Source organism: Sphingomonas sp. AP4-R1, assembly GCF_013113735.1.
Taxonomy (GTDB): Bacteria; Pseudomonadota; Alphaproteobacteria; order Sphingomonadales; family Sphingomonadaceae; genus Sphingomonas_I.
Map to the genome: position 1 here is coordinate 483,117 of NZ_CP053346.1, position 24,457 is coordinate 507,573.

The window sequence follows — 24,457 nt, forward strand, 5'->3', positions numbered from 1 at the left end:
CCTTTATGTATCAGTTCGACATCGCCGCCACCGACAAGCCGGCTCTTTACCGCGAGATGGAGCAGGCGCTGGACGCGCTCGTCACCGGCGAGCCCGACGCGATCGCCAACATGGCCAATGCGGCGGCGTTGCTGTGGGAATATCTGCCCGACCTGAACTGGGCGGGCTTCTATCGCAACGTGCGCGACGAGCTGGTGCTGGGGCCGTTCCAGGGCAAGGCGGCGTGCATCCGCATCCCGTTCGGCAAGGGCGTGTGCGGTGCGGCGGCCGCAACGCGTGCGACGCAGCGCGTGGAGGATGTCCACGCCTTCCCCGGCCATATCGCGTGCGATGCGGCCTCGGCCTCCGAGCTGGTGGTGCCGATCGTTCATGACGGGCGGCTGATCGGCGTGCTGGATCTCGACAGCCCTACGCCCGGCCGCTTCGACGCCGAGGATCAGGCGGGGTGCGAGCGGCTGGTGGCGCGGCTGGCGCCGGCGCTTGCAGGTGCGCTGGCGGCGTAACAGTCCGTTACACACAGGCCGCTTCGGACCTAGTATAAGCGGGGCATGACGATGCTCCGCCCCCTCCTGCCGCTGCTGATGCTGATCCCGTTCATCGCGATCAGCGGCGCCGTGCGTGCCGCCACCCCCGCCGAGACTGCGCGGCAGGCGCCGATCCACGCCCAAGCGCCGTTCGTAGTGAGTGACGACGCCCGCGCCGGCAGCCGGACGGCCCGCTAAGTACTCACCGCGAAACAAACCCGCTCGTGCTGAGCCTGTCGAAGCACCGTCCTTCTTAAAGTCGCTCGAGAAGAACGGCACTTCGACAGGCTCAGTGCAAACGGAAGAAGGGCGGAAACCCGGTTTCCGCCTCCCTCAGAAATCCAGCTTGTCGTAATGATCGGGCGGGCCGATCACCTCCATCCGCTCGGCCAGCAAAGGCCGGAAGCTCGGGCGGCTCTTCATGCCCGAATACCAGTGGCGCGTGCGCTCATGCCCGCGCCAGTCGATCCCGCCGAGATAGTCCGCGACCGAAATGTGCGCGGCCGCCGCCAGATCGGCGAGGCTGAACAAAGGCCCCGCCATCCAGCGGCGATGATCCAGCATCCAGTCGACATAATCGAGATGGCTGTTCGCCGCGCGCATCGCCTCGCGCAGGATCTTCGCGTCGGGCGACAGCCGGTGGACCAGACGCTTCTCCATCCGCTCGAACATCAGCGGGCGGACGACCTCGTCATGGAATTTGTGATCGAACCAGGCGGTGACGCGGCGGATCTCCGCGCGATTGGCGGACGTGCCCGGCAGCATCGAGGCGCGCTCGATCGTCTCTTCCAGATATTCGCAGATGGCCGAGGAATCGATCAAAGGCAGGCCGCTGCCCTTGTCGATCAGCACCGGCGTCTGGCCGGCGGGGTTCATGTCGATGAACTCGTCGCGTTGTTCCCACGGGCTTTCCCGGATCAGCTCGCACCCCTCCCCCTTCTCGCCGAGGAGGAGCCGAACCTTGCGCGAGAACGGACAAAGGGGAAACTGATAGAGCTGCCACATGCTGACGTGACGTTATGCGTGTGTCGCGCAGGATTCCAGCACTGCCTTGCGTGGGATGCAACCTTATCTGGGGATAGACGGCGAAGCCGGGGCCGCATCGCGACCCCGGCCACGCATTTCAGGCCTTAGCGGTTGTGAGTGCCGCCCTGCTGATCGCTCCGTCCGACCTTGTCGCCATCCTTGCGATCGCGATCCGTCTGCTCGCGAGTCTGCTGGTTCTGCTGGCGATCGGCCTGCTGGTTGCGATCCTGCTGCTGGTTGCGGTCACCCTGGCCGGCATTGTTGCCGCCGCCGGTGGCATTGTTGTTCGCCATGATCGTCTCTCCTGTTATATTAACCCTCTGAAGGGCTTGAACAAAACGGACGGTCGTCGCCCGCCGTTCCGCCTTTTGCGACGAGCCGAGCGAGACCCCGCCAGGCCGATCGACGCATGTTTCCCGCATCCGCAGAAAAGTCCGCAACCGGACCTTCTCGCCTTCCGTACCTGTCGCTGCGTCCGCTTGGCCGCGCCTCCGGAGAGGATGATCCCATGAAGATCCTGCACATGACGATGATGGCGCTTGCCGCCACCGCGCTGACCCCCGCCGCGTTCGCCGCCAATCCGATGGTGGGCGGGGCCGCCATGTATCCGACCAAGACGATCGTCGATAATGCCGTCAATTCGAAGGACCACACCACGCTCGTCGCCGCGGTGAAGGCCGCCGGCCTGGTCGAGACCTTGTCCGGCCCCGGCCCCTTCACCGTCTTCGCGCCGACCAACGCCGCCTTCGCCAAGCTGCCCGCCGGCACGGTCGATACGCTGGTGAAGCCCGAGAACAAGGCGACGCTGACCGGCATCCTCACCTATCACGTCGTTTCGGGCGCGATGACCTCGAAGGATATCGCCGCCGCGATCAAGAAGGGCGGCGGCAAGGCCACGCTCACCACCGTTCAGGGCGAGCCGCTCACCGCGTGGATGAAGGGCAACATGCTGGTGCTGACCGACGCCAAGGGCGGCAATTCGACCGTGACGATCAAGGACGTGATGCAGTCCAACGGCGTGATCCACGTCGTCGATACGGTGCTGATGCCCTGAACCTTCTCCCCTCCCTGCAAGGGAGGGGCCGGGGGTGGGTGGCTCCGCTTGCGGCCACGTCGTTCGCCGATAGCGACCCACCCCTCAATCCCAGTGTCAGGTCGGTCATGCTCCCAGCATGACCTAAACAGCGCGGGGCGCTGTTTACCTGACACTCTTTCAGGGAGGGGAAGCTTTCTTAAAACTCCTGTTTCTCGCCCCCGAAATTCAGGCGGCGGGTGACGCTCACGTCCAGCACGGCCATCACGAAATAGCCGATGCTCCAGCGCAGCCGGTCGAGCAGGCTCGCCTTGCCCAGCAGGTCCGGCGTGATTGCGCGCGAATCCGCCATCTCGCCCTCGAAATAGTGACGCATGTGCGCGGCGAAGGCCGGATCCTCGATCCGCAGCATCAGCTCCAGATTGAGGAACAGGCTGCGCATGTCGAAATTGGCCGAGCCGATGTGGACGACATCGTCGATTACGTAGAGCTTCGTGTGCAGCTTCTGCGGCTGATATTCGAACACGCGCACGCCGCGCTTCAGCATCCGGCGGAACAGGTGCCGCGCCGCCGCGATCGCGACCCGGTGGTCCGCCTTCGAGGGCGTGATCACGCGCGAGACGCCGCCCCGCTCCGCCACGCGCTCGATCCGGCGCATCATCAGCGGATGCGGCGCGAAATAGGCCGAGATGATGTCGAGCCGCCGCGCGCGCTGGATTTCCTGCTTCACGGTGCGCGCCCAGGGCGAGAGCTTGCGCGTGGGGCCGCCGAGCAGCCAGCGGACGTGGCGCTTCTTGTGCTCGCTCCATTTGCCCAGCGCCGCGCGCAGATCGCGCATCCGCGCCTTGGGCTGGTGCGTCCATTCCGCCAGCGCATCGAAATAGCCGACCAGCCGCTTGGCCGCCGGCCCCTCCACCAGCAGGCCGAGATCGCGCCAGCCGGTGCGATCCTCGAAATAATCGTCCTGGATGTTGAAGCCGCCGATGATGACGCGCTCCTCGTCCGCCAGCGCCAGTTTCTGGTGGTTGCGGAGCAGGTAGCGCCGGCCGAAGCGCGGCAGGAAGCGGCAGACATCGGCGCCGTCGCGCGTCAGCTCGTCGAAGAAATGGGCGGGCACCGAACTGCCGAAGCCGTCGACGATCAGCCGCACGTCCACGCCGCGCAGCAGTGCGGCATCCATCGCCGCGCGCACCCGGCGCCCGGATTCGTCGTCGCAATAAATATAGTAGAGCAGGCGGAGCGAATGCCGGGCGCCGTCGATCAGCGCGATCAGCGCCTCCAGCCGCACGCTGCCCGCGATCAGAGGGGTCAGGCGATTGCCCTCCACCTCGAACGAGACGCCGTCCTTCACGCCGCCGGCCGATGCACCCGCCTCGCCGCCGCCTTCCACATTGACTTCGGGGGCGTCCCTCATTAAGTAGTCGGTCCTTCCGAAAGCCCGAAATTTGAAGAGCGAGGCGTTTGCATGGCGCGCGTAACGGTCGAAGATTGTGTCGACAAGATTCCCAATCGTTTTGACCTCGTGTTGCTGGCCGCACAACGCGCGCGGCAGATTTCGGGTGGCGCAGAACTGACCATCGATCGCGATCGCGATAAAAATCCGGTCGTCGCCCTGCGCGAGATCGCGGAAGAGACCGTGATCCCGACCGAACTGAAGGAACTGGTCGTCTCCGGCCTGCAGCGCGTGCAGATCGACGACGAGGATGCGCCCGACGCCGTCGGCTCGCTCACCGCCTCGGCCGAAGCGCTGCGCCTCACCGCCGCCGCCCCGCCGCGCAACCAGAGCCTGGGCGCCGATTACGAGTGACGCGGTCGCCTTCGGGCGACTCGAAGCGAGCATATTGTGGCCGGCGCGCGACGCCGCCGGCCTTTTTTGCCCCGCAACATGCTGTCACGGCTTGCCTTAGGACGCGCGCGCACCCCATCTTGCGTGGGTGCTGCGCCAATATGAACTCGTCGATCGGGTCCTGAGCTACGATCCCAACGCCGACGAGGCGTTGCTGAACCGTGCCTATGTGTTTTCCATGGCCGCCCATGGCAGCCAGGTGCGCGCATCGGGCGATCCCTATTTCAGCCACCCGATCGAGGTGGCGGGCATCCTCACCGATCTGCATCTCGACGACGAGACGATCGCCACCGCCATCCTGCACGACACGATCGAGGATACGGTCGCCACGCAGGAGGAGATCGAGGCGAAGTTCGGCGCCTCGGTCGCGCGCCTCGTCGACGGCGTGACGAAGCTCTCCAAGATCGAGGCGCAGAGCGAGAGCGAGCGCGCCGCCGAGAATTTCCGCAAATTCCTGCTGGCGATGTCGGACGACATCCGCGTGCTGCTGGTGAAGCTGGCGGACCGGCTGCACAATATGCGGACGCTCCATCACATTCCGAAGCCGGAGAAGCGCCGCCGCATCGCCCGCGAGACGATGGACATCTATGCCCCGCTCGCCGAGCGGATCGGCATGTACGGCTTCATGAGCGAGATGCAGACGCTCGCCTTCCGGGAACTGGAGCCCGAAGCCTACGCCTCGATCACGAAACGCATGGAGCAACTGCGCGAGGGCGCCGGCGACCGCATCTCGCGCATCACCTCCGGCCTGAAGCTGCTGGTGGGTCAGAAAGGCATCACCGCCGAGGTGCAGGGGCGCGAGAAGCAGCCCTTCTCGATCTGGCGCAAGCTGGCGGAACGCCATGTGAGCTTCGAGCAGCTGACCGACATCATGGCCTTCCGCCTGATCGTCGACGATATCGAGCAATGCTATCAGGCGTTGGGCATCATCCATCGCCGCTGGCCGACCATCCCCGGCCGCTTCAAGGATTATATCTCGACGCCCAAGCGCAACGGCTATCGGTCGCTGCACACGGCCGTGATCCACAGCGAGCGCGTCCGCATCGAGATCCAGATCCGCACGCACGAAATGCACGAGCAGGCCGAGAATGGCGTGGCCGCGCACTGGGCCTACAAGCAGGGCCAGCCGCTGCGGGGCGACAGCTATGGCAGCTGGGTGAAGGATCTCGTCGATCTGGTGGACAGCGCCTCCAGCCCCGAGGAGCTGCTCGAAAATGCGCGGATGGCGATGTATCAGGATCGCATCTTCGCCTTCACGCCCGCGGGCGAGCTGATCCAGCTGCCGAAGAACGCGACGCCGGTGGACTTCGCCTATGCGGTCCACACCGATCTGGGCGACCAGACGGTGGGCGCGAAGGTGAACGGCCGGGTCGTGCCGCTGCGCACCACGCTGAACAATGGCGATCAGGTGCAGATCCTGAAATCCAAGGCGCAGGAGCCGCAGGCGGCGTGGGAGAGCTTCGCCGTCACCGCCAAGGCGCGCGCCGCGATCCGCCGCTACGTGCGCCAGAAGGAGCAGGCCGACGCGATCGCGCTGGGCCGCCAATTCTACGACCAGATCGTCGCGCGCCTGCCCGCGCAGCTGGCGCCCGACGCGCTGGTGCAGGCGCTCAAGCGGCTGCGGCTGCCCGACGCGGACAAACTGATGGGCATGATCGCGCGCCGCCGCGTGACCGACGCGCAGGTGATGGAAGCGCTGATGCCCGGCTCCACCAGCGACGGGCAGATCGCGACCAAGCCGGTCGCGCAGCCCGGTACGACCATTTCGATCAAGGGCCTTACGCCCGGCGTCGCCTTCACGCTCGCGCCCTGCTGCACGCCCGTGCCGGGCGACCGGATCGTCGGCGTGCGCCTGCCCCATGCGCCGGTGGAGGTTCACGCGATCGAATGCCCGGTGCTGGCCAACGCGCCCGAGGAGGACTGGATCGATCTGGCCTGGGGCGACGGCAGCGAGGGCGGCACGGTGCGCCTGCAGGTGGTGGTGAAGAACGAGCCCGGCTCGCTCGGCGTGATGGCCGGCATCTTCGGCGCGCAGGGCGCCAATATCGTGAACTTGACCCTCGCCCAGCGCGATCAGGGCTTCCACGTCTTCCAGGTGCTGATCGAGGTGCACGATCTGCAGCATCTGACGCGGATCCTCGCGTCGCTGCGCGCCGCCGATGCGGTGGTGCGCGCCGAACGGATGGAGCCGGCGGTGGCGGCGGCGGCGGAATAGGCAGAACAAGCCGGGGAGACCTGAACCGATCCCGGCCATGCCGGAAAGATCGGCTTCGGATCCTTTTCGTCATTCGATCGGGATCTCCCGGCCGACCGGATCATTGCATCGGCTATTCCCCGATGACATCTTCGTCATCTCGAATGCCGGAGGTGAGCGATGAAAGCTCTTTTGGCCTGCATGGCGGCGTGCATCAGTGTCGGCGCATCCGCCCAGATGACCGCCATGAATGGCATCATGACCGATCCCAGCAACCATATCATCCCACAAGGGCTGGAAGGTCGTGGAACGGGCGTCGCGGAAACGCCGACGATGAGACAGCAGAAGCTGGACCGGGCCATCGCCTTGCGGGCGGAGGCTACCGCATTGCTGGCGCAGGACGGCGGCACGCTGACCCCGGCCCACACTGCCTATCTGCGCCGCAAGGCCTGCGACATATTGGCCAATCAGGCGAAGAGCGGCGGGCTTGCGCCCTCCGGCGCCTGCCGCAGCTGACGCACGCGGCAGGCGCAGCGCCGATCAGGCGCGGACCTTCCTGCCGATCTTGTCGAGGATGCCGTTGACGAAGCCGGTCTCGCGCTTCTCGTAGAAGGCGTCGGCCACGTCGACATATTCGGTGATCACGGCCGCCGTCGGCACGTCGATGCGCGCCATCAGCTCATAGGTGCCGGCGCGCAGGATCTGGCGGAGCGGGCGATCGAGCCGGGCGAGGTTCCAGCCGGCGGCCAGATGCGCCTCGACGATCGCGTCGATCTCCTCGGCGCGGGCCGAGACGCCGCGCACGATATCGTCGAAGAAGGCGACTTCGGCACGCTCGTAGCGCTCGTCATCGATCTCGGCGCCGAGGCGGTGCGTGTGGAACTCGTCGAGCAGGCGGGCGAGCGGCGTGCTCTCCATCTCCTGCTGATAGAGCGCCTGCACGGCGGCGAGACGCGCGGCCGAACGCGAGCGCGAGCGGCTGTTGTTCGCGCCGCTCACAGCCGCACCTCCACCGACGCGGCATGGGCGGGCAGCCCCTCCGCATGCGCGAGCGCGACGGCGGCGGGGCCGATCGCGCGCAGGCTCGCCTCGGTGCAGGCGATGAAAGAGGTGCGCTTCATGAAATCCAAAACAGACAGTCCCGAGGAGAAACGTGCGCGACGACCCGTCGGCAGCACATGATTGGGGCCGGCCACATAATCGCCGACAGCCTCCGGCGTGTGGCGGCCGAGGAAGACGGAGCCGGCGTGGCGGACCCGGGCGAACAGGGCATCGGGATCGGCCACGGCCAGCTCCAGATGCTCGGCGGCGAGGCGATCGACCAGCGGCATCGCTTCCTCCAGCGTGGGCACGACGAGGATCGCGCCATTGGAGTCCCACGCGGCGCGCGCGGTGGGGCCGGTCTGCAGGCGGGCGAGCTGCGCGTCCACTTCGGCCGCGACCGCATCGGCGAACGCCGCATCGTCGGTGAACAGGATCGACTGGCTGGTGGGATCATGCTCGGCCTGGCTGAGCAGATCGGCCGCGATCCAGACGGGATCGTTCGCGCCATCGGCGACGACCACGATCTCGGATGGGCCCGCCACCATATCGATGCCGACCACGCCGAACAGCTGGCGTTTGGCCTCCGCCACCCAGGCATTGCCGGGACCGACGATCACGTCGACCGGCTGGACCTTGCTGGTGCCGTAAGCGAGCGCGGCGATCGCCTGCGCGCCGCCGATGCGGAATATGTCGTCGACGCCGGCAATCTCGGCCGCCGCCAGCACGAGCGGGTTGATCTCGCCGCCGGGCGTCGGCGTCACCATCGTCAGCCGGCCGACACCCGCCGCCTTGGCGGGGATGGCGTTCATCAGCACCGAGGAAGGATAGGCCGCGCGGCCGCCGGGCACGTAGAGGCCCGCCGCATCGACGGGGCGCCAGCGCGCGCCGAGGCGCACACCGGCCGCATCCATCTCGTCGCGATCGGCGGGGCGCTGGGCGGCGTGATAGGCGGTGATGCGCTCGGCCGCGAGTTCCAGCGCGGCGCGGAGGTCCGTGTCGAGCCCGTCGAGCGCGGCGCGGCGGGTGGCGCGGTCGATCTCCCAGCCGCCCGCGTCCAGATCGTGCCGGTCGAAGCGGGCGGTGTAGTCGCGCACGGCTTCGTCGCCCTTCGCGCGCACGGCGGCGACGATCGCGGCGACATCGCGCGACACATCCTCGTCCGCCTCGCGGCGGGCGTTGACGAGCGCGTCGAACGCGGCGGCGAAATCGGGGGCGGTGGAGGTGAGGCGGATCACCGCACTACCTCGCTCAGGACGAACGGGATGGATGTGGCGAAAGATTCACGCCGCATTCTTCGTCTCCACCGCGGCGCGGAACGCCTCGATCAGCGGCAGGATCTGCGCGGCGCGCGTTTTGAAGGCGGCGCGGTTGACGATCAGGCGCGCGGAGACGTCCGCGATCCGCTCCACCTCGACCAGCCCGTTCTCCGCCAGCGTGCGCCCGCTGGAGACGAGATCGACGATCCGGTTCGACAGGCCCAGCACCGGCGCGATCTCCATCGCGCCATTCAGCTTCACGCATTCGGCCTGCACGCCGCGCGCCTCGAAATGGCGGCGCGTGACGTTGGGATACTTCGTCGCCACGCGCACGTGGCTCCAGCCGCGCGGATCGTCCTTGGCGGCCATGTCGGCGGGCTCGGCCACCGAGAGGCGGCAATGGCCGATGTCGAGATCGACCGGCGCGTACAGCTCCGAATAATCGAACTCCATCAGCACATCCGATCCGACCACGCCGATCTGCGCCGCGCCGTGCGCGACGAAGGTGGCGACATCGAAGGCGCGCACGCGGATCAGGCCGATATCGGCGCGATCGGTGGCGAAGCGCAAAGCGCGGCTGCCCTCGTCGCTGAAGGCGGGTTCGGGGCGGATGCCGGCCTGCGCGAACAGCGGCATGACCTCTGAGAGGATACGGCCCTTCGGCACGGCGATGATGAGCGGAGCGGACATGGGAGCGCGCGCTTTACTTGGCCTGCCCGCGAGGAGCAATGCTGGGCGATGGCCGACGAAGCACGCAATCGCGAGTCGTTCCGCTGGCAGGCGGATTTCTGTGCCAAAAGCGGGATGACGATCATCACCCGCGTCTGCCAGGGGCTGGCCGACGCGCTCGACCGGACGAGCCGCACGGGCGCGCGCGTGCTCGACTGGCCCGGCGAGCCGATCGCGGATGCGCTGCCGCTCCGCCTCGTCGGCGGCCTGCACGCCCTGCATCGCGCCCGCAGCGCTCCCGCCCTGGCGCCGGTGTTCGAGGGGGTCGCCACGGAGCCCGCCGCGATCGCCGCGATGATCGGCGCGACTTTGGCCACGCATGACGACGAACTGCACGGCTGGCTCGACGGCCCGCCGCAGACCAACGAGGCGGCACGCTCCGGCGTGCTGATGACGGGCCTGCTCTCGCTGGCCCAGCGGTTTCGCGAAGGGCTGGGCACGCCCGTACCGTTCGAACTGCTCGAGATCGGCTCCAGCGCGGGCCTCAACCTGATGATCGATCGCTATGGTTTCGATCTGGGCGCGGTGCGCGTCGGCCCGGAGGACGCGCCGATCCGGATCGCGCCCGAATGGCGCGGCGCCTCCCCGCCCGACGTGAAGCTGGCCATCACCAGCGTGCGCGGGGTCGACAAGGCGCCGATCGACCTTTCCAGCGAGGAATCGGTCGAGCGGCTGGTGGCCTATGTGTGGATCGACCAGCAGGACCGGGTGGAGCGCACGGGCAAGGCGATCGCCATGGCGCAGGCCGATCCGCCCCGGCTGGGCGAGGGCGACGCGGCGGACTGGGTCGAGGCGCGGCTGGCCGAGCCGCAACCGGAGGGCACGGCGCGCGTGCTGATGCACAGCATCGTCTGGCAATATCTGACGCCCGAGGGGCAGGACCGAATCACGGCCGCGATGGCGGCGGCGGGCGCGCGCGCCACGCCCGATCGCCCGCTCGGCTGGATCGCTTATGAAGGCGACCGCGCGCACAAGACGCACCGGCTGACGATCCGCTCCTGGCCGGGCGAGGGCGTGACCGAAGACCTTGGCGGCGCGCATCCCCATGGCGCGTGGATTTCGTGGGAGCGGGATTAGGGAGGAGTGCGCCCTGCTGTCGTGAGCGCTGAGCTGGAAAGCGGGCGCTCCCAACCCTCGACCGGTTCGTGCTGAGCGAAGTCGAAGCACCTGCCCCAAGCGATCCGCCCGCAGCCCGTGCTTCGACTTCGCTCAGCACGAACGGAGATTGGGGGATCCGGCAGCCCTATCGGTCAGCTCCAGCCGTCACCACCGATTCGCGTGCCCTTCACCACACGCCATGTTCGGCCAGCATCTCCGGCAGGTCTTCGGGAAAATAGGGCTCGCCCAGCGCCGCCAGCGTGGCGCGATCGAACCAGCGCCATTCGCGCATCACCGCCTGCTCCAGCGCGGTATGGCCGTCGGTCGCGACATGCGTCTGCTCGGTGCGGACGAGGAAATAGCGTTCGTCGGCCGAGACGGGCACGCCCTCGATCGTGACGAACTCCACCTGCCGGCGCGCGATCTGCTCGCCGCATTCCAACACCAGCCCCGTCTCCTCGCGCAGTTCGCGCGCGGCGGCCTGCTCATAGCTTTCGCCGGGATCGACCGCGCCGCCGGGCGTGCACCAGAAAGGCGGGCGGTCCCACGGCACGAAGCGGAACAGCAGGGCCCGCCCCTCCGGATCGGCCAGCAGGATGCGCGCGGCCGGACGGAGGGCGCGGGCGCCGGTCATTCCCCGTCCAGCTCGGGATAGTGGCGGAAGATACCCTCGCCGAACGGCTGGCGCCGCTCGCTCGCCAGATAGTCGGCCAGCTCCGGCAACTTCGCCACCTCCGCGTGCAGCGCCATCACCTTGGGAACATCGCGCGCCACCGTCGCCATCCGGCGCGGGAAGGCGAACAGCAGCCCCTCGACCAGATGGAATAGCGAGAGATCGGCATAGCTCCACGCCGCGCCGTTGAGCCATGGGCCGCGCCCGGCCAGCGCGCGCTCGAACCATTTCAGGAATTTGGGGATGCGATTCGCCCGGAAATCGGCGGCGCGGCGCAGCGCCTCCTCCTTCTGGTCCTCGTAATAAGACCCCATCTCGACCGGATGATGCGTGTCGTGTGCCTCCGCCACCATGTCCGCGATCGTGAGCTGGCACTGGTTGGTCCACAGCCAGCCCGCTTTGTCCGCCGGCGCCAGACCATGTTCGGTGCCGAGGAAGGCGAGGATGTTCGCGACCTGCGCGATCACCAGCCCGTCGACGAGGATGTAGGGCGGCGCGAAGGGCGGCGTCTCGCGCGGCGCATCGAGATCGCGCGACAGGAGCGCCATGCCCTCGTCGCCCGCCTCGATCGCGACGTCGCGATAGGGGATCTTGCCCGCTTCCAGCGCGAGCCGGACGAACTCGCCGCGACCGGGAATGCCCGGCCAGTAATAGAGATCGATCGGCGCGATGGGCGCGCTTTCTTCCTCTTCCACAATTTCGACCGGCTGCGCGCGGTGGCGGCTGGGCTTGTCCGCGCCCTTCTTCTTCTTGAGGGCGGACATGGGCGGGTGGGATCGGCTGCTCATGCTTCCTCGGGGGCCTTCGCCTTGATCGCCAGCGCATGGACGCGCTCGGCCAGAAGCGTGGCCAACGCCTGATTGACCAGCCGGTGCCGATCGACGCGCGACTTGCCGGCGAAGGCCTCCGCCACGATCTCCACCGTGAAATGGCTCTCGCCGCGCGCATCGTGGCCGGCATGGCCGCGATGCTTCTCGCTATCGTCGATCACGGCGAGGCGCATGGGTGACAGGGCGGAGCGCAGGCTCCGTTCGATCTCGGCCGCGACCGGCCCGGTTTTCTGCTCGTTCATCCGCCCTATATACGCCGTTTGCCCAGGGAGATCGCAAGTTGGCAGACGGTGCACGGAACACGCGCTTTCACGGCAGGGTGCCGGGCGAGCGTATCTGTTCGGAACCGGGCTGCACCGAGCCGGGCGAATTCCGTGCGCCCGTGGAGCATGGCCACCGCTCGGGATTCGACGGACCGGGCGACTGGCGCTTCCTGTGCCTGGAGCATGTGCGGGCGTTCAACCAGCGCTACAATTTCTTCTCCGGCATGAGCGCGGAGGAGATCGCCGCCCAGCAGCGTCCCTATGCGGGCTGGGAGCGGGAGACGCGCGCTTTCTCCAGCGCGGGCGCGGACCAGCCGCCGCGCTGGGCCGATTTCCACGATCCGCTGGATGCGATCCAGGCCCGCTTCCGCGCCACCCGCCCGGCCGAGCGGCAGGACGGCCGCCCTCTTTCGGGCGATGATCGCAAGGCGCTGAAGGTGCTGGGGCTGGAGGTGGATGCCGATCGCCGCGCGCTGCGCGAGCGCTATTCGGAGCTGGTGCGCCGCTATCATCCCGACCGCAACGGCGGCGACCGCAGCCACGAAGGCGCGCTGCAGAAGGTGATCGAGGCCTATCAGGCGCTGCGGAAGGCGCCGGCGTTCGCCTGAGGCTCAACCGCACACCAAATATCAACGCGGCTCGACAGTCAGACGCCCAACCCAAAATCGTTCGTGCTGAGCCTGTCGAAGCACCGTCCTTTCTCTTTCCAGAAGGGGAAGAAAGAACGGCACCCTTCGACTGCCTGCCAAGGCAGGCGCTCAGGACAGGCTTCGACAAGCTCAGTGCAAACGGGGAGAAGGTCGAAGGTTAGGGCGGATCGACATTCGGCGATTGGAAACGGCGGCTTTGGAGAAATCGTCACCCTGAACTCGTTTCAGGGTCCATGACCCGACCGTTGAACCAAGCCGACCCTTCAGGTCATGGATGCTGAAACGAGTTCAGCATGACAGTCTGGAATGAAGCTCGGCACATTCTTTCAAGCTATCCGAATGTCGATCCGTCCTAATCCCTCCTACTCCGTCACCCCAGCGTAGGCTGGGGTCGCTTGAGGCGTAATGCGGCGCTCGCCTCCGGGCGATGCCAGCCTTCGCTGGCATGACGGGAAAGAAACCCCTCACACCAGCCGCTTGGCCACCGCCTCCCACTGTTCGGCCACCTTGGCCCAGCCCTCCGCGAAGCCCATCGCCTTGTGCTGCTCATAGGCCTCGGCGGTCCAATGGCGCGCGCGGCCGCGATAGAGCGTGCGATCGCCCTGCGGCTCGAATTCGAAGGAGCCGACCATGAAGGGCCCGGCCGGTTGCCAGCCCGCCCGGAACGCATCGGTGAACACGATCAGCCGCTCGGGCACCACCTCCAGATAGACGCCCTCATTGGGCATCACCTCGCCATTGGGGCCGTACATCGTGACGGCCGACCGGCCACCCGCGCGCAGATCCATCACCTGCACTTCGGCGCGCCACGGCGGCGGGCAGAACCAGTCGTTCAGATGATCGGTATAGGCTTTCCAGAGCGCGGCGACGGGCACGTCCATCAGCCGCTCGATCGACAGTTCCAGATCCTCGCTCATGCCTCTTCTCCCCGGAACGCGCGTTCGATCGTGGCGACATCGATCTTCCGCATCGTCATCATCGCTTCCATCGCACGCCTGGCGGCGGCGCGATCGGGCGAGGCCATCGCCTCGTTCAGGACGCGCGGCGTGATCTGCCAGGAGAAACTCCAGCGATCCTTGCACCAGCCGCACGCGCTTTCCGCCCCGCCATTCGCGACGATCGCATCGTAATAGAGATCCGTCTCCGCCTGATCGGCGGTTTCGATCATGAAGCTCACCGCCTCGTTGGGCGTGAACATCGGCCCGCCATTCAGGCCGAGGAAGCGCCGCCCCAGCACGGTGAAGTCCACCGTCAGCTCCATGCCGGCCGCCCCGCCCGGAAAGTCGGCGGCGGCCGCCTGCGCCGCGCCGACATGGCTATCGGGAAAGAGGCCCGCATAGAAGGAGGCGGCCTCGCGCGCCTGGCCGTGATCGAACCAGAGGCAGGTGATGAACCGGTCCATCGCCACCCCCTCAGCCCTGCTCGCCCGAGGCGAAGCCGACGGCCGCGCCCTGGGGATCGATCGCGAGGATCACGCGCTCGCCGCCCGGCACCTCCATCGGCCCCATCACGACCGTGCCGCCCTCGGCCTTGATCGTCTCGGCAGCCGCATCCACGTCCGCCACGCGGAAATAGAAGACCCAGGCGGGCACGGGCTGGTTCGGCTGCTGCCGCATCACCGCGCCGAACGGCTCCGTGCCATGGGCCGTCCGCAGAAAGCTGTAGTCGCCCATCTCGCCCATCGGCATCGCCCCATCCTTCACGAAGCCGAAGAGGGTGCCGTAGAAATGGAGCGCGGCGGCATCGTCCGGCGCGATCAGCTCGCACCACGAACAATGGCCCGGCGCGCGGCGATCATAGGCCTCGCTGCGCGCGTCGACCGAGCCGCGCATCACATAGAAATTCACGCCCTGCGGATCGGCGAGGAACGCGAAGCGGCCGACGCCCTCCAGTTCCATCGCCGGCATGTGCAGGCGGCCGCCATCATGCTCCACAGCCGACACCGCCGCATCGACATCGTTCACGCCGATATAGCCGAGCCACACGGGCGGCATCGGCGCGCCTTCGGGCAGCTTCATCAGGCCACCCGCATTCTTCCCGTCCGGCGCGGTCATGATGCGATAGTCCATCGGCGAGGGCTCGCCGTTGAGTTCGCCGCGCGCGATGGTCCAGCCGACGACCTTTTCGTAGAAAGCCTGCGCCGCATCGGCGTCGCTCGTCAGCAGTTCGTACCAGACCCATTCGCCATGCTGGTTCGCCATCACCCTTCTCCCTGCGTATCGAGAATCGGCACGAAGCCGCCGAAGATCATCCTCTTGCCATCGAACGGCATCGGCGCCTCCGCCATGCGCGGATCGTCCATCGCGGCGCGGAAGCCCGCATCGCGCGCCCGCCTGTCCGGCCATTCGATCCAGGCGAAGACGGGCACCTCGCCCTCCTCCACCTTCACGGCCCTGTGGAAATCGGTGGTGTGTCCGTGGGCCACGTCGTCCGGCCAGCATTCCACCACGCGCAGCGCGCCAAACTCGCGGAACAGGGCGGCCGCCTTCGTCGCCACGTCCAGATAGGCGGCCCGGTCGGACGCCTTCACCGGGATCACGAACCCTTCGACATAGGCCATGGCGTGTCTCCCCTGCCGCCGGATCAGGCCGCGACCGGCGCGTCCGCGAGATCGGCGAGGTGATCGGCCATCGCCTTGCGATGCGCAGGCCGATCCTCGCCGCGCGCGACATAAGCGGCCAGCTGCGGGAAGCCGTCCAGCACCCCCGTCCCGCGCAGCCCGCCCAGCACCGAGATCAGCATCAGATCGCCCACGGTGAAATCGCCGCCGTCGATCCACGTCCGCTCGCCCAGCGCCTGCTGCAGATCGGCCAGCCGTTCCTCCAGATCCGCGATCACCTGCGGCCGCCGCTCCGCCGACCAGGGCCGGTCCGCCTCGAACACATCGACCACGGCGAGCTGCATCACATAGGGCTCGACCGAATTGAGCGCGGCGATCACCCACTGGATCGCGCGCATCCGGCCCTCGGGATCGTCGGGCAGCAGCCCGCCCCCTTCCTCCGCGATGCGCAGCGCGATCGCGCCCGATTCGAAGATCGCCACCCCATCGTCGCGATAGGTGGGGATCTGGCCGAACGGCTGGAAACGCCGATGCGCGGGCAGCTTGATGCTCTTCCCGTCGACCAGATCGACCGCATAGGGCCGGCCGATCTCCTCGAACGCCCAGCGCGCGCGGATGTCGCGGACGAAACCGCGCGCGAAATCGGGCACCCAGTTGAAGGCGGTGATCGTGGGGGTCATGCGCCCGGCTCCTCGGCCGCCGTTTCCTGCGCCGCCTGAAAGCCCGCCATGTCCATCGTGAAGGGGCCGTAGCCGTGGCCGTCGAGATCCTCGAACGCGCGCGAATACATGAAGCCCAGATCCTCGGGATCGTGCAGCTCGCGCCCGCCCGCGGCCAAAGCCGCCCCGGTGAAGGCGTCCACGCCTGCGCGATCGTCGAACGAGAGAGCGATCAGCGCGCCGCTCTGCGTCTTCGCGTCGATGATCTGTTTGTCGGTGAAGGTGGCGTAAAAATCATGGGCCAGCAGCATCACGTGGATCGCCTCCGACCAGACCATCGCGGAGCCGCGATCGTTGGAGAATGTCTCGTTCTTCTCGAAGCCGATCGCCGCGTAGAAAGCGGTGGCCTTGGCCACATCCGCCACGGGCAGGTTCACGAAGATCATCTTCGCCATCGCCACTCTCCTGTTCAACGGCCGCCCCTGTTCAGCAGGGTGTGCGCCGATTCGGTTTGCGCACGATGACGACACGAGTTATTAAAAACAACCATGAAGTTAGAAAAAGTGACCGAAGGAGAAAAGAGGACGCCGAAGCGCTGGTATGACGATGCCTGCGGCACCGCGCTGGCGCTGGAACTGGTGGGCGAGCGCTGGTCGATGCTGATCGTGCGCGAGCTGATGTACGGACCCCGCCGCTTCGGCGAATTGAAGACCGGCCTGCCCGGCATCAGCGCCAACGTGCTCACCCAGCGGCTGGAGAGCCTGGAGGAGGCCGCGATCCTCGTGCGCCGCAAGCTGGCGCCGCCCGCCAACGTGCAGGTCTATGATCTGACCCCCTGGGGCCGCGAGAGCGAAGGCGCGATCATGGCGCTGGGCCGCTGGGCCGCGCGATCCCCGCTGCATGATCCCACCGCCTTCATGAGCGGCGCATCGCTGATGATGTCGATGCGGACGATGCTGGTGTCGGGCCGGATGGGCGATCTCGCGTGCCGGATCGGCGTGCGGCTGGGCGCCGACCATTTCGTGGCGGAGGTGGCCGGCGAAGACATCGTCGTGCAGCGCGGTTTCGCCGAGGCGCCCGACGTGACGGTGGAGGCCGACACCGCCTTCCCGATCCTCGCCTGGATCTACGGCAAGCGCGATCCCGCGCCGATGGAGGCCGAGGGTGCGCTTCGCATCACCGGCGATCGCCCCCTCGCCACACGCTTCGCCGCCCTTTTCGCATTGCCGCCCAAAATCTGAGCCCCATATCGCACCGCGATATCTCAAGCATTGCGATCACCGCCCCGCCTGCTTAGGCACCGAGCCGTGGCCCGCATGTTTGGCGCCCTGAGAAACGTCCCGAGGATCGCATGACCGATATTCCCAACGTCCAGCCCGACAGTCGCGATGCGACGATCCTCGACGCGCCGGATCGTATGGTGAAAGTGCGCGAGGCGTTCGGGATCGACAGCGACATGGAAGTGCCCGCTTTCTCCGAAGCGGACGAGCGCGTGCCCGATCTGGACCCGGCCTATGTGTTCGATCCGGAAACCACGCTGGCCATCTGCGCGGGCTTCGCGTTCAACCGGCGCGTGATGGTGCAGGGCTATCACGGCACCGGCAAATCCAGCCATATCGAGCAGGTGGCCGCGCGCCTCAACTGGCCGTGCATCCGCATCAATCTCGACGCGCACATCAGCCGCATCGATCTGGTCGGCCGCGACGCGATCGTGCTGCGCGACGGCCAGCAGGTCACCGAGTTTCGCGAAGGCCTGCTGCCGTGGGCGCTGCAGACGCCCTCCGCGCTCGTATTCGACGAATATGATGCGGGCCGGCCGGACGTGATGTTCGTGATCCAGCGCGTGCTGGAAACCGAGGGCAAGCTGACGTTGCTCGACCAGAATCGCGTGATCCGCCCGAATCCGTGGTTCCGCCTGTTCGCCACCGCCAACACGGTGGGTCTGGGCGACACGACGGGCCTCTATCACGGCACCCAGCAGATCAATCAGGGCCAGATGGATCGCTGGAACATCGTGATCACGCTCAACTATCTGCCGGCCGCGACCGAGGCGCGGATCGTGCTCGCCAAGAGCGGCGAATATGACAAGCCCGAGGGCAAGAAGACCGTCGACAACATGGTGAAGGTGGCCGAACTGAGCCGCCAGGGCTTCATGGCGGGCGACATCTCCACCGTGATGAGCCCGCGCACCGTGATCTCGTGGGCGCAGAACGCGCTGATCTTCAACGATATCGGCTTGGCCTTCCGCCTCTCCTTCCTGAACAAGTGCGACGAGGCGGAGCGCCCGCTGGTGGCCGAATATTATCAGCGCGTGTTCGGCAAGGATCTGCCCGAAAGCGTCGTGGCCAAGAAATAGGCATGGCGGAGCGCACGCCCATCGAAGCCTTTCGCGAGGTGCTGGCCGGCACCGCGCGGGCGATGGCGCACGAGCCGGAGCTGGAGCTGAGCTTCACCTCCGAGGCGCCGTCCTCCTCGTTCAAGCAAGTGCGCGTGCCGATGCCGGCGCGTGGGCTTCCGGCCGAGCAGGTGGCCGAGGCACGCGGCTTCGCCGATGGCTTCGCGCTGCGCGAGCGGCATCACAATCCCGCCGTCCACGCGCGCAACGCCCCTCACGAGGCCGTCGCCCGCTCCGTCTTCGATGCGGTCGAGCAGGCGCGCGTCGAGGCGTTGGGCGCGCGCGAGATGGCGGGCGTGCGCGCCAATTTGACGCACGCGCTGGACGTGCGGCTGCGCTCCGATCCGCTGACGCGCGCGCGCACTCAGGCGGAGGTGCCGCTGGGCACCGCCGTGGCCTTGATGGTGCGCGAGCGGCTGACCGGTGACGCCCCGCCCGCCTCCGCGAAGGCGGGGCTGGGGCTGGTGCGCGACTGGATCGAGGACAAGGCCGGCAGCGGGCTGGACGCGCTGGGCCTCGCGCTCGACGATCAGGCCGCCTTCGCCGCGCTCGCCAGCCGCCTGCTGCAGGATCTGGAGCTGATCGAGGCCGAGGCGGCGCCGAACGAGCCCGAGGATGCGAACGAATCCGACGGCGAGGACGAATCGAACGAATCCGGCGAGAGCGAGCAGGATCAGGACCAGCCCGGCGATTCGGACCAGATGCAGAGCGAGCAGCGCTCCGAGCAGGGTCAGGACAGCGAGCAAGAAGCCGACGGCCAGGAAGAGCGCGAAGGCGATTTCGACGGCGACAGCGAGATGGGCGAGGACGGGCAGGACGGCATGCTGCCGAGCCGCCCGAACCGGCCGAGCGGCGATATGCCGGGCCATCTCGACTATCAGAGCTACACGACGCGCTTCGACGAGATCGTCGAGGCGGGCGAACTCTGCACCGAAGAAGAGCTGACGCGGCTGCGCGCCTATCTGGATCAGCAGCTCACGCATCTGCAGGGCGCGGTCACCAAGCTCGCCAACCGGCTCCAGCGCCGCCTGATGGCGCAGCAGAATCGCAGCTGGGATTTCGATCAGGAAGAGGGCCTGCTGGACGCCGCGCGCCTCGCCCGGATCGTCACCAGCCCCGGCCATTCGCTCTCCTACAAGATCGAGCGCGAGACCAATTTCCGCGACACCACCGTCAGCCTGCTGATCGACAATTCGGGATCGATGCGCGGCCGCCCGATCTCGATCGCGGCGATCTCGGCCGACATCATGGCGCGCACGCTGGAGCGCTGCGGCGTGAAGGTGGAGATACTGGGCTTCACCACGCGTGCCTGGAAGGGCGGGCAATCGCGCGAGGCGTGGCTGGCGGCGGGCCGTCCGTCTGCGCCCGGCCGCCTCAACGATCTGCGCCACATCGTCTACAAGCGCGCGGACGAGCCCTATCGGCGCGCGCGCAAGAATCTCGGCCTGATGATGCGCGAAGGGCTGCTGAAGGAGAATATCGACGGCGAGGCGCTGCTCTGGGCCCACGCGCGCCTGATGGCGCGGCCCGAGGAGCGCAAGATCCTGATGGTGATCTCGGACGGCGCGCCGGTCGACGATTCGACGCTGTCGGTGAATTCGGGAAGCTATCTGGAGCGCCATCTGCGCCAGGTGATCGGCTGGATCGAGGCGCGCTCGCCGGCGCAGCTGGTGGCGATCGGCATCGGCCACGACGTGACGCGCTATTATGCGCGCGCGGTGACGATCATGGATGCGGAGCAACTGGGCGGCACGATGATCGAGCAGCTGGCGGGGCTGTTCGACGACGCCTGAGGGGGAGTTTTACCCCCAATCCCGTTTGGTTCGAGCTTGTCGAGAACTGGCCTAGGCTTCGAGCGAAGTCGAGAAGCCGGGACGCGGAGCACGGGCTCTCGGCTAAGCTCGAACCAAACGGATTTGGGTTGGGGAAAATCAGCAATCCCGATCGATCGCGCGGCCCGCCAGCGCGCCGACGCCGGCGCCCACGATCGTGCCGACGCCGCGATCGCCCCGGCCCGCTACCGAATTGCCGAGCAGGCCGCCCGCGATCGCGCCGATGATGGTGCCGCCGGTGCCCTTGTCGCAGCGGCCCCGGCCGCGATAGCCGCGCCGGTCATAGCCCGGCCCCGGACCACGCCCATAGCCGCGATCGTCATAGCCGCGATCATAGCCGCCACGGTCGTAGCCACGGCGATCATAATCGCGCTGATCGATCTGCTGATAATAGCCGCGCTCGCCTTGCCAGCGCTGGGCATCGGCCGCTCCGGGCACGGAGACGGACGCCGCAAGCATCGCTGCGGCAAAGCCGATCTGCTTGAACATCGCCACTCTCCTCGCACCACGGCACGGATGCCGGGGACGGGACACTTCCCATCCACGAATCGCTGTCTAGCGATTCGCGGCTGAGTGGCGTCTGAATGGAGCCGTTAGCGGAGGTTCAGCCTCCGCCGACGCCCCTTCAGGCTGCGATCTTGGACTTCTCGATCTCGCGCTTCAGGCGACGCGCGCGAAGCGACAGCTTCTCGGACGAGGTCTTCAGCAGCCAGTTGTCGAGGCCGCCGACATGCTCGACCGAACGCAGGCCGTGCGTGGACACGCGCAGGCGCACGCCCTTGCCGAGCGAATCGGAGATCAGCGTCACGTTCTGCAGGTTCGGCAGGAACGTCCGCTTGGTCTTGTTGTTGGCGTGAGACACGTTGTGACCCACCTGCCGGCCCTTGCCGGTCAGCTCGCAAATACGCGACATGCGCTTAAATCCCGTTTGATCGGTTGATACCGGAAGGTCGCGGCCCTTAAGGAAGGAAGGGCGCCCCGTCAAGTTCGGGAGGCCATTCCCGCGGATATCACACGCAACCGGAACGGGTCCGAACCGTTGTCCGGCCAGATATTCGAGAGGATTAGCCTGTCATGCGTGCGATTGTCACCCTGCTCGTGATCGTGGTCATCGTCGGGATCGTCGGAGTCGCGACCGGATTCTTCAAATTCTCCGGCACGCCGGGCGAGTTGCCGAAGGTCGCCATCTCCGGCGGATCGCTGCCCAAGGTGAATGCGGATACGGGCTCGATCTCGCTCGGCACGAAGAAGGAGGCCGTCTCCGTCCCCGACGTGAAGGTGGAGCAGAAGCAGACCTCGGTCGACGTGCCGACCATCGCCGTGAAGAAGCCCGAGTGATGGCCCGCCCCGCCCCCTCGATCGGCGCGCTGATCGCCGCCGTCCTGCTGCCCCCGCTGGCCGTGTATCTGGCGCGCGGACTCGGCCCCTCCTTCTGGATCGGCGTGCTGCTCACCCTCTTCTGGTGGGTGCCGGGCGTGATCTACGCGCTGGCGATCCTGTTCGCGCCCATGCCCGTCGCGACGAGCGTGCGACCGCGCTGACGCCGGAATATCGTCGCGCGGCGCCCGCTTGTGCCGCGCGACGACCGGAATCCGCGATCGAATCGGACAAAAGCGGCCATTTCGTGCTGAAATCGCCGCGCCGCCCCAGACCATTGCCGCCCCACAGCGAACCCGTCACATTTCCCCTCGGGGATAGGGCAAGGGGGGCCTGAATGACGGATCTGGGGACATCGCCGACTCGGCGCGAGCTGCTGACCGCGATCGGCATGATCGGGGGCACCGCTGCGCTCTATCAGGCCATGACGACCATGGCGCATGCGGCCGAAACCCAGTTCGCCGGGCCTCCCAATCTCTCCGGCGCGCGCAAGGGCGCGACCGTGCTGGTGCTGGGCGCCGGGCTGGCGGGAATGCTCGCCGCCTATGAGCTGACCAAGGCGGGCTATACCGTCCGCATCCTGGAATATCAGGATCGCGCGGGCGGGCGGAACTGGTCGCTCTACGGCGGCGACACGTACACCGAACTCGGCGGCGCCACGCAGACGGTGCAGTTCGCGCCGGGCAATTATCTGAACCCCGGCCCGTGGCGCATCCCGCACCATCACCGCACCCTGCTCCATTATTGCAAGGCGTTCGGGGTGAAGCTGGAGCCGTTCATCCAGTTCAACCACAATGCCTATGTCCACAGCGACGCGTTCGGCGGCAGGCCGCAGCGCTTCAAGGCGCTGGCCGCCGATTTCGAAGGCAATGTCGCCGAGCTGCTGAACAAGTCGATCGACCAGAAGGCGCTCGATTCGACGCTGACGGCCGAGGATCGCGATCGCCTGAAGGAAGCGCTGCGCGACTGGGGCATGCTCGACAAGGACATGCGCTACGCGAAGAACCTGCGCTCGTCCGAGCATCGCGGCTTCGATCGGCCGCCCGGCGGCGGCGTCAACGGCGCGCCGATCCCGTCCGAGCCCTTCGCGTTCAAGGATGTACTCGATTCGCGCATCTGGACGCAGATGGCCTTCTTCATGAACTACGAGTTCCAGACGACCATGTTCCAGCCGGTCGGCGGCATGGGCATGATCGGCAAGGCCTTCGCCCGGCAGGTCCAGCCGATGATCACGCACCATGCGAAGGTGACGAAGATCCTGCAGGACAAGAAGGGCGTCACCGTCTCCTACACGGATACGGCGAAGGGGCAGGCGCAGACGGCGCGCGCCGATTATGTCGTCTGCACGATCCCGCTCGGCATCCTCAACCAGATCGAATCGAACCTGTCCGATCCGATGAAAGCGGCGGTGTCGGCCGTGCCCTATACCAATTCGGTGAAGATCGGGCTCGAGATGGGCCGCCGATTCTGGGAGGAAGATCAGGCCATCTATGGCGGCCACAGCTTCACCAATCAGGAGATCAGCCTGATCTCCTATCCCAATTTCGATTATCTGAAGGATGGCCCGGCCGTGCTGCTGGGCGCCTTCGCCAGCGGCATGGGCGCCTATCGCCTCGGCGGCATGACGCCCGAGGAGCGGATCGAGGCGGCATTGGCACAGGGATCGGTGTTCCACCCGCAGCAATATCGCAAGGAGTATCGCAACGGCGCGTCGGTGGCGTGGAGCCGCGTGCCGTGGACGATGGGCTGCTGCGCGCGCTGGAACGAGGAGACGCGCAAGCAGCATTACCAGACTTTGGTGGGGATCGACGACCGCGTCGTGCTGGCGGGCGAGCATGCCTCCTATGTCGGCTGCTGGATGGAGGGGGCCCTGCTCTCCTCGCTCGACGCCATCACCCGTCTGCACAAGCGCGCGCTGGAGGCCTGATCCGATGCCGAAGACGATCCTCCGCACCGCCCTGCGCGCCACCACGCCCCTGCTGGCGATCACGGCCGCCCTGCTGGTCGCCCGCGCGGCACACGCCGACGAGCCCGGCCCCGGCGGCACCAAGGCGCCCGTGCCCGTCACGGGCGAGCAGGTCTACAAGACGGTCTGCCAATCCTGCCACATGGCCGACGGCAAGGGCGCCGAGGGCGCGGGCCGCATGCCCGCGCTGGCGGGCAATCCCCGCCTCGCCGCCGCCGCGTATCCGATCGTGACGGTGGCCAGAGGCCGCGGCGCGATGCCCGGCTTCGTCGGCACGCTGAGCCCCGCGCAGGCCGCCAACGTGGTGGGCTATATCCGCACCCATTTCGGCAATGCCTATGCCGCGCCGGTCACGGAAGCGGAGGTGACGAAGCTCTACGGCACGCCGCCTACGCCGGAGCGGTAGTCCCCTGTCCCGTTTGCGCTGAGCCTGTCGAAGGGCCGTTCTTCTTGGATCGCTCCAGAAGAAGGACGGTGCTTCGACAGGCTCAGCACGAACGGA

Annotated in this window: 32 protein-coding genes; 15 read left to right on the forward strand and 17 right to left on the reverse strand. The window is 67.3% G+C overall.

Annotated features, from left to right (window positions below):
- The first annotated feature begins 5 nt into the window (after window positions 1-5).
- Both HL653_RS02300 and HL653_RS02305 read left to right on the forward strand, forming a co-directional pair.
- Window positions 6-503, forward strand: coding sequence for a GAF domain-containing protein (locus HL653_RS02300; RefSeq protein WP_171743075.1), 498 nt, complete (start codon window positions 6-8; stop codon window positions 501-503).
- Between the two features lie 45 nt (window positions 504-548).
- The gene (locus HL653_RS02305) at window positions 549-722 is read left to right on the forward strand and encodes a hypothetical protein (RefSeq protein ID WP_171743076.1); all 174 of its coding nucleotides are present in this window, start codon (window positions 549-551) and stop codon (window positions 720-722) included.
- Between the two features lie 135 nt (window positions 723-857).
- On the opposite strand, the gene HL653_RS02310 is transcribed toward HL653_RS02305, so the two are convergent.
- Both HL653_RS02310 and HL653_RS02315 read right to left on the reverse strand, forming a co-directional pair.
- Complete coding sequence (locus HL653_RS02310; protein ID WP_171743077.1) at window positions 858-1,529, reverse strand: glutathione S-transferase family protein; 672 nt, start codon at window positions 1,527-1,529, stop codon at window positions 858-860.
- Window positions 1,530-1,654: 125 nt separating this feature from the next.
- Window positions 1,655-1,843 carry a hypothetical protein gene (locus HL653_RS02315; protein WP_171743078.1) on the reverse strand — a complete coding sequence of 63 codons (189 nt, stop codon included), beginning with the start codon at window positions 1,841-1,843 and terminating at the stop codon, window positions 1,655-1,657.
- 230 nt (window positions 1,844-2,073) lie between these two features.
- On the opposite strand from HL653_RS02315, the gene HL653_RS02320 reads away from it, so the two are divergent.
- Window positions 2,074-2,604, forward strand: a complete 531-nt coding sequence (locus HL653_RS02320) for a fasciclin domain-containing protein (RefSeq protein WP_216599998.1) — start codon at window positions 2,074-2,076, stop codon at window positions 2,602-2,604.
- Between the two features lie 178 nt (window positions 2,605-2,782).
- Here HL653_RS02320 and HL653_RS02325 read toward each other — a convergent pair whose 3' ends face one another.
- On the reverse strand, window positions 2,783-3,997 hold the full coding sequence (locus HL653_RS02325) for a phosphatidylserine/phosphatidylglycerophosphate/cardiolipin synthase family protein (RefSeq protein ID WP_171743080.1): 1,215 nt from the start codon (window positions 3,995-3,997) through the stop codon (window positions 2,783-2,785).
- 51 nt (window positions 3,998-4,048) lie between these two features.
- Between HL653_RS02325 and rpoZ the strand changes: the two genes are divergently transcribed.
- From rpoZ to HL653_RS02340, 3 genes are all read left to right on the forward strand, one after another.
- Window positions 4,049-4,390 carry a DNA-directed RNA polymerase subunit omega gene (rpoZ, locus tag HL653_RS02330; RefSeq protein WP_171743081.1) on the forward strand — a complete coding sequence of 114 codons (342 nt, stop codon included), beginning with the start codon at window positions 4,049-4,051 and terminating at the stop codon, window positions 4,388-4,390.
- Between the two features lie 127 nt (window positions 4,391-4,517).
- Window positions 4,518-6,644 carry a bifunctional (p)ppGpp synthetase/guanosine-3',5'-bis(diphosphate) 3'-pyrophosphohydrolase gene (locus HL653_RS02335; protein WP_171743082.1) on the forward strand — a complete coding sequence of 709 codons (2,127 nt, stop codon included), beginning with the start codon at window positions 4,518-4,520 and terminating at the stop codon, window positions 6,642-6,644.
- A 159-nt stretch (window positions 6,645-6,803) separates the two neighbouring features.
- Complete coding sequence (locus HL653_RS02340; RefSeq protein WP_171743083.1) at window positions 6,804-7,139, forward strand: hypothetical protein; 336 nt, start codon at window positions 6,804-6,806, stop codon at window positions 7,137-7,139.
- Between the two features lie 24 nt (window positions 7,140-7,163).
- On the opposite strand, the gene nusB is transcribed toward HL653_RS02340, so the two are convergent.
- The 3 genes from nusB to hisG are packed head-to-tail and all read right to left on the reverse strand — an operon-like array spanning window position 7,164 to window position 9,613.
- Window positions 7,164-7,622, reverse strand: a complete 459-nt coding sequence (gene nusB / locus HL653_RS02345) for a transcription antitermination factor NusB (RefSeq protein ID WP_171743084.1) — start codon at window positions 7,620-7,622, stop codon at window positions 7,164-7,166.
- Window positions 7,619-8,902 carry a histidinol dehydrogenase gene (hisD, locus tag HL653_RS02350; protein WP_171743085.1) on the reverse strand — a complete coding sequence of 428 codons (1,284 nt, stop codon included), beginning with the start codon at window positions 8,900-8,902 and terminating at the stop codon, window positions 7,619-7,621. Before hisD ends, nusB begins: the two co-directional genes overlap by 4 nt.
- Before the next feature lie 45 nt (window positions 8,903-8,947).
- The gene (hisG, locus tag HL653_RS02355; protein ID WP_171743086.1) at window positions 8,948-9,613 is read right to left on the reverse strand and encodes an ATP phosphoribosyltransferase; all 666 of its coding nucleotides are present in this window, start codon (window positions 9,611-9,613) and stop codon (window positions 8,948-8,950) included.
- Between the two features lie 48 nt (window positions 9,614-9,661).
- Here hisG and HL653_RS02360 point away from each other — a divergent pair, with 48 nt between their 5' ends.
- Complete coding sequence (locus HL653_RS02360) at window positions 9,662-10,729, forward strand: DUF2332 domain-containing protein (RefSeq protein ID WP_171743087.1); 1,068 nt, start codon at window positions 9,662-9,664, stop codon at window positions 10,727-10,729.
- 208 nt (window positions 10,730-10,937) lie between these two features.
- On the opposite strand, the gene HL653_RS02365 is transcribed toward HL653_RS02360, so the two are convergent.
- The 3 genes from HL653_RS02365 to HL653_RS02375 are packed head-to-tail and all read right to left on the reverse strand — an operon-like array spanning window position 10,938 to window position 12,495.
- Complete coding sequence (locus tag HL653_RS02365; RefSeq protein WP_171743088.1) at window positions 10,938-11,384, reverse strand: NUDIX hydrolase; 447 nt, start codon at window positions 11,382-11,384, stop codon at window positions 10,938-10,940.
- A complete protein-coding gene (locus tag HL653_RS02370; RefSeq protein WP_253717470.1) occupies window positions 11,381-12,211 on the reverse strand; it encodes a glutathione S-transferase in 831 nt (276 codons plus the stop codon). The genes HL653_RS02365 and HL653_RS02370 overlap by 4 nt, the downstream gene beginning before the upstream one ends.
- Window positions 12,208-12,495: a BolA family transcriptional regulator gene (locus HL653_RS02375; RefSeq protein ID WP_171743089.1), complete on the reverse strand. Its 288-nt coding sequence runs from the start codon at window positions 12,493-12,495 to the stop codon at window positions 12,208-12,210. The genes HL653_RS02370 and HL653_RS02375 overlap by 4 nt, the downstream gene beginning before the upstream one ends.
- Window positions 12,496-12,533: 38 nt before the next feature.
- Here HL653_RS02375 and HL653_RS02380 point away from each other — a divergent pair, with 38 nt between their 5' ends.
- The gene (locus HL653_RS02380) at window positions 12,534-13,124 is read left to right on the forward strand and encodes a J domain-containing protein (protein ID WP_253717472.1); all 591 of its coding nucleotides are present in this window, start codon (window positions 12,534-12,536) and stop codon (window positions 13,122-13,124) included.
- 506 nt (window positions 13,125-13,630) lie between these two features.
- Here the strand turns inward: HL653_RS02380 and HL653_RS02385 are convergent.
- The 6 genes from HL653_RS02385 to HL653_RS02410 are packed head-to-tail and all read right to left on the reverse strand — an operon-like array spanning window position 13,631 to window position 16,840.
- Window positions 13,631-14,083 carry an SRPBCC domain-containing protein gene (locus HL653_RS02385; RefSeq protein WP_171743090.1) on the reverse strand — a complete coding sequence of 151 codons (453 nt, stop codon included), beginning with the start codon at window positions 14,081-14,083 and terminating at the stop codon, window positions 13,631-13,633.
- Window positions 14,080-14,568, reverse strand: a complete 489-nt coding sequence (locus HL653_RS02390; RefSeq protein ID WP_171743091.1) for a VOC family protein — start codon at window positions 14,566-14,568, stop codon at window positions 14,080-14,082. Before HL653_RS02390 ends, HL653_RS02385 begins: the two co-directional genes overlap by 4 nt.
- A 10-nt stretch (window positions 14,569-14,578) precedes the next feature.
- Window positions 14,579-15,367 (reverse strand): VOC family protein, encoded by a 789-nt coding sequence (locus HL653_RS02395; protein ID WP_171743092.1) that lies wholly within the window; start codon window positions 15,365-15,367, stop codon window positions 14,579-14,581.
- Window positions 15,367-15,726: a DUF1428 domain-containing protein gene (locus HL653_RS02400; RefSeq protein ID WP_171743093.1), complete on the reverse strand. Its 360-nt coding sequence runs from the start codon at window positions 15,724-15,726 to the stop codon at window positions 15,367-15,369. Before HL653_RS02400 ends, HL653_RS02395 begins: the two co-directional genes overlap by 1 nt.
- Before the next feature lie 23 nt (window positions 15,727-15,749).
- The gene (locus HL653_RS02405) at window positions 15,750-16,406 is read right to left on the reverse strand and encodes a glutathione S-transferase family protein (protein WP_171743094.1); all 657 of its coding nucleotides are present in this window, start codon (window positions 16,404-16,406) and stop codon (window positions 15,750-15,752) included.
- Window positions 16,403-16,840, reverse strand: a complete 438-nt coding sequence (locus tag HL653_RS02410) for a VOC family protein (protein WP_171743095.1) — start codon at window positions 16,838-16,840, stop codon at window positions 16,403-16,405. Before HL653_RS02410 ends, HL653_RS02405 begins: the two co-directional genes overlap by 4 nt.
- Window positions 16,841-16,948: 108 nt before the next feature.
- Here HL653_RS02410 and HL653_RS02415 point away from each other — a divergent pair, with 108 nt between their 5' ends.
- The 3 genes from HL653_RS02415 to cobT all read left to right on the forward strand — a co-directional run bounded on the left by HL653_RS02415 (window position 16,949) and on the right by cobT (window position 20,573).
- A complete protein-coding gene (locus HL653_RS02415; protein ID WP_367613586.1) occupies window positions 16,949-17,626 on the forward strand; it encodes a winged helix-turn-helix transcriptional regulator in 678 nt (225 codons plus the stop codon).
- A 110-nt stretch (window positions 17,627-17,736) separates the two neighbouring features.
- Window positions 17,737-18,741, forward strand: coding sequence for a cobaltochelatase subunit CobS (gene cobS, locus HL653_RS02420; protein ID WP_171743097.1), 1,005 nt, complete (start codon window positions 17,737-17,739; stop codon window positions 18,739-18,741).
- A 2-nt stretch (window positions 18,742-18,743) separates the two neighbouring features.
- A complete protein-coding gene (gene cobT, locus HL653_RS02425; protein WP_171743098.1) occupies window positions 18,744-20,573 on the forward strand; it encodes a cobaltochelatase subunit CobT in 1,830 nt (609 codons plus the stop codon).
- Window positions 20,574-20,711: 138 nt separating this feature from the next.
- Here the strand turns inward: cobT and HL653_RS02430 are convergent, their stop codons facing one another.
- Window positions 20,712-21,101, reverse strand: coding sequence for a glycine zipper 2TM domain-containing protein (locus tag HL653_RS02430; RefSeq protein WP_171743099.1), 390 nt, complete (start codon window positions 21,099-21,101; stop codon window positions 20,712-20,714).
- 136 nt (window positions 21,102-21,237) lie between these two features.
- Window positions 21,238-21,525 carry a 50S ribosomal protein L28 gene (rpmB, locus tag HL653_RS02435; protein ID WP_171743100.1) on the reverse strand — a complete coding sequence of 96 codons (288 nt, stop codon included), beginning with the start codon at window positions 21,523-21,525 and terminating at the stop codon, window positions 21,238-21,240.
- A gap of 161 nt (window positions 21,526-21,686) precedes the next feature.
- Between rpmB and HL653_RS02440 the strand changes: the two genes are divergently transcribed.
- The 4 genes from HL653_RS02440 (at window position 21,687) to HL653_RS02455 (ending at window position 24,361) form a co-directional block, all read left to right on the forward strand.
- The gene (locus tag HL653_RS02440; RefSeq protein WP_171743101.1) at window positions 21,687-21,950 is read left to right on the forward strand and encodes a hypothetical protein; all 264 of its coding nucleotides are present in this window, start codon (window positions 21,687-21,689) and stop codon (window positions 21,948-21,950) included.
- Complete coding sequence (locus HL653_RS02445) at window positions 21,950-22,153, forward strand: YqaE/Pmp3 family membrane protein (RefSeq protein WP_171743102.1); 204 nt, start codon at window positions 21,950-21,952, stop codon at window positions 22,151-22,153. The genes HL653_RS02440 and HL653_RS02445 overlap by 1 nt, the downstream gene beginning before the upstream one ends.
- Window positions 22,154-22,326: 173 nt before the next feature.
- Window positions 22,327-23,916 (forward strand): flavin monoamine oxidase family protein, encoded by a 1,590-nt coding sequence (locus HL653_RS02450; RefSeq protein WP_171743103.1) that lies wholly within the window; start codon window positions 22,327-22,329, stop codon window positions 23,914-23,916.
- A 4-nt stretch (window positions 23,917-23,920) separates the two neighbouring features.
- Window positions 23,921-24,361 carry a cytochrome c gene (locus HL653_RS02455; RefSeq protein ID WP_171743104.1) on the forward strand — a complete coding sequence of 147 codons (441 nt, stop codon included), beginning with the start codon at window positions 23,921-23,923 and terminating at the stop codon, window positions 24,359-24,361.
- Window positions 24,362-24,457: the final 96 nt, after the last annotated feature.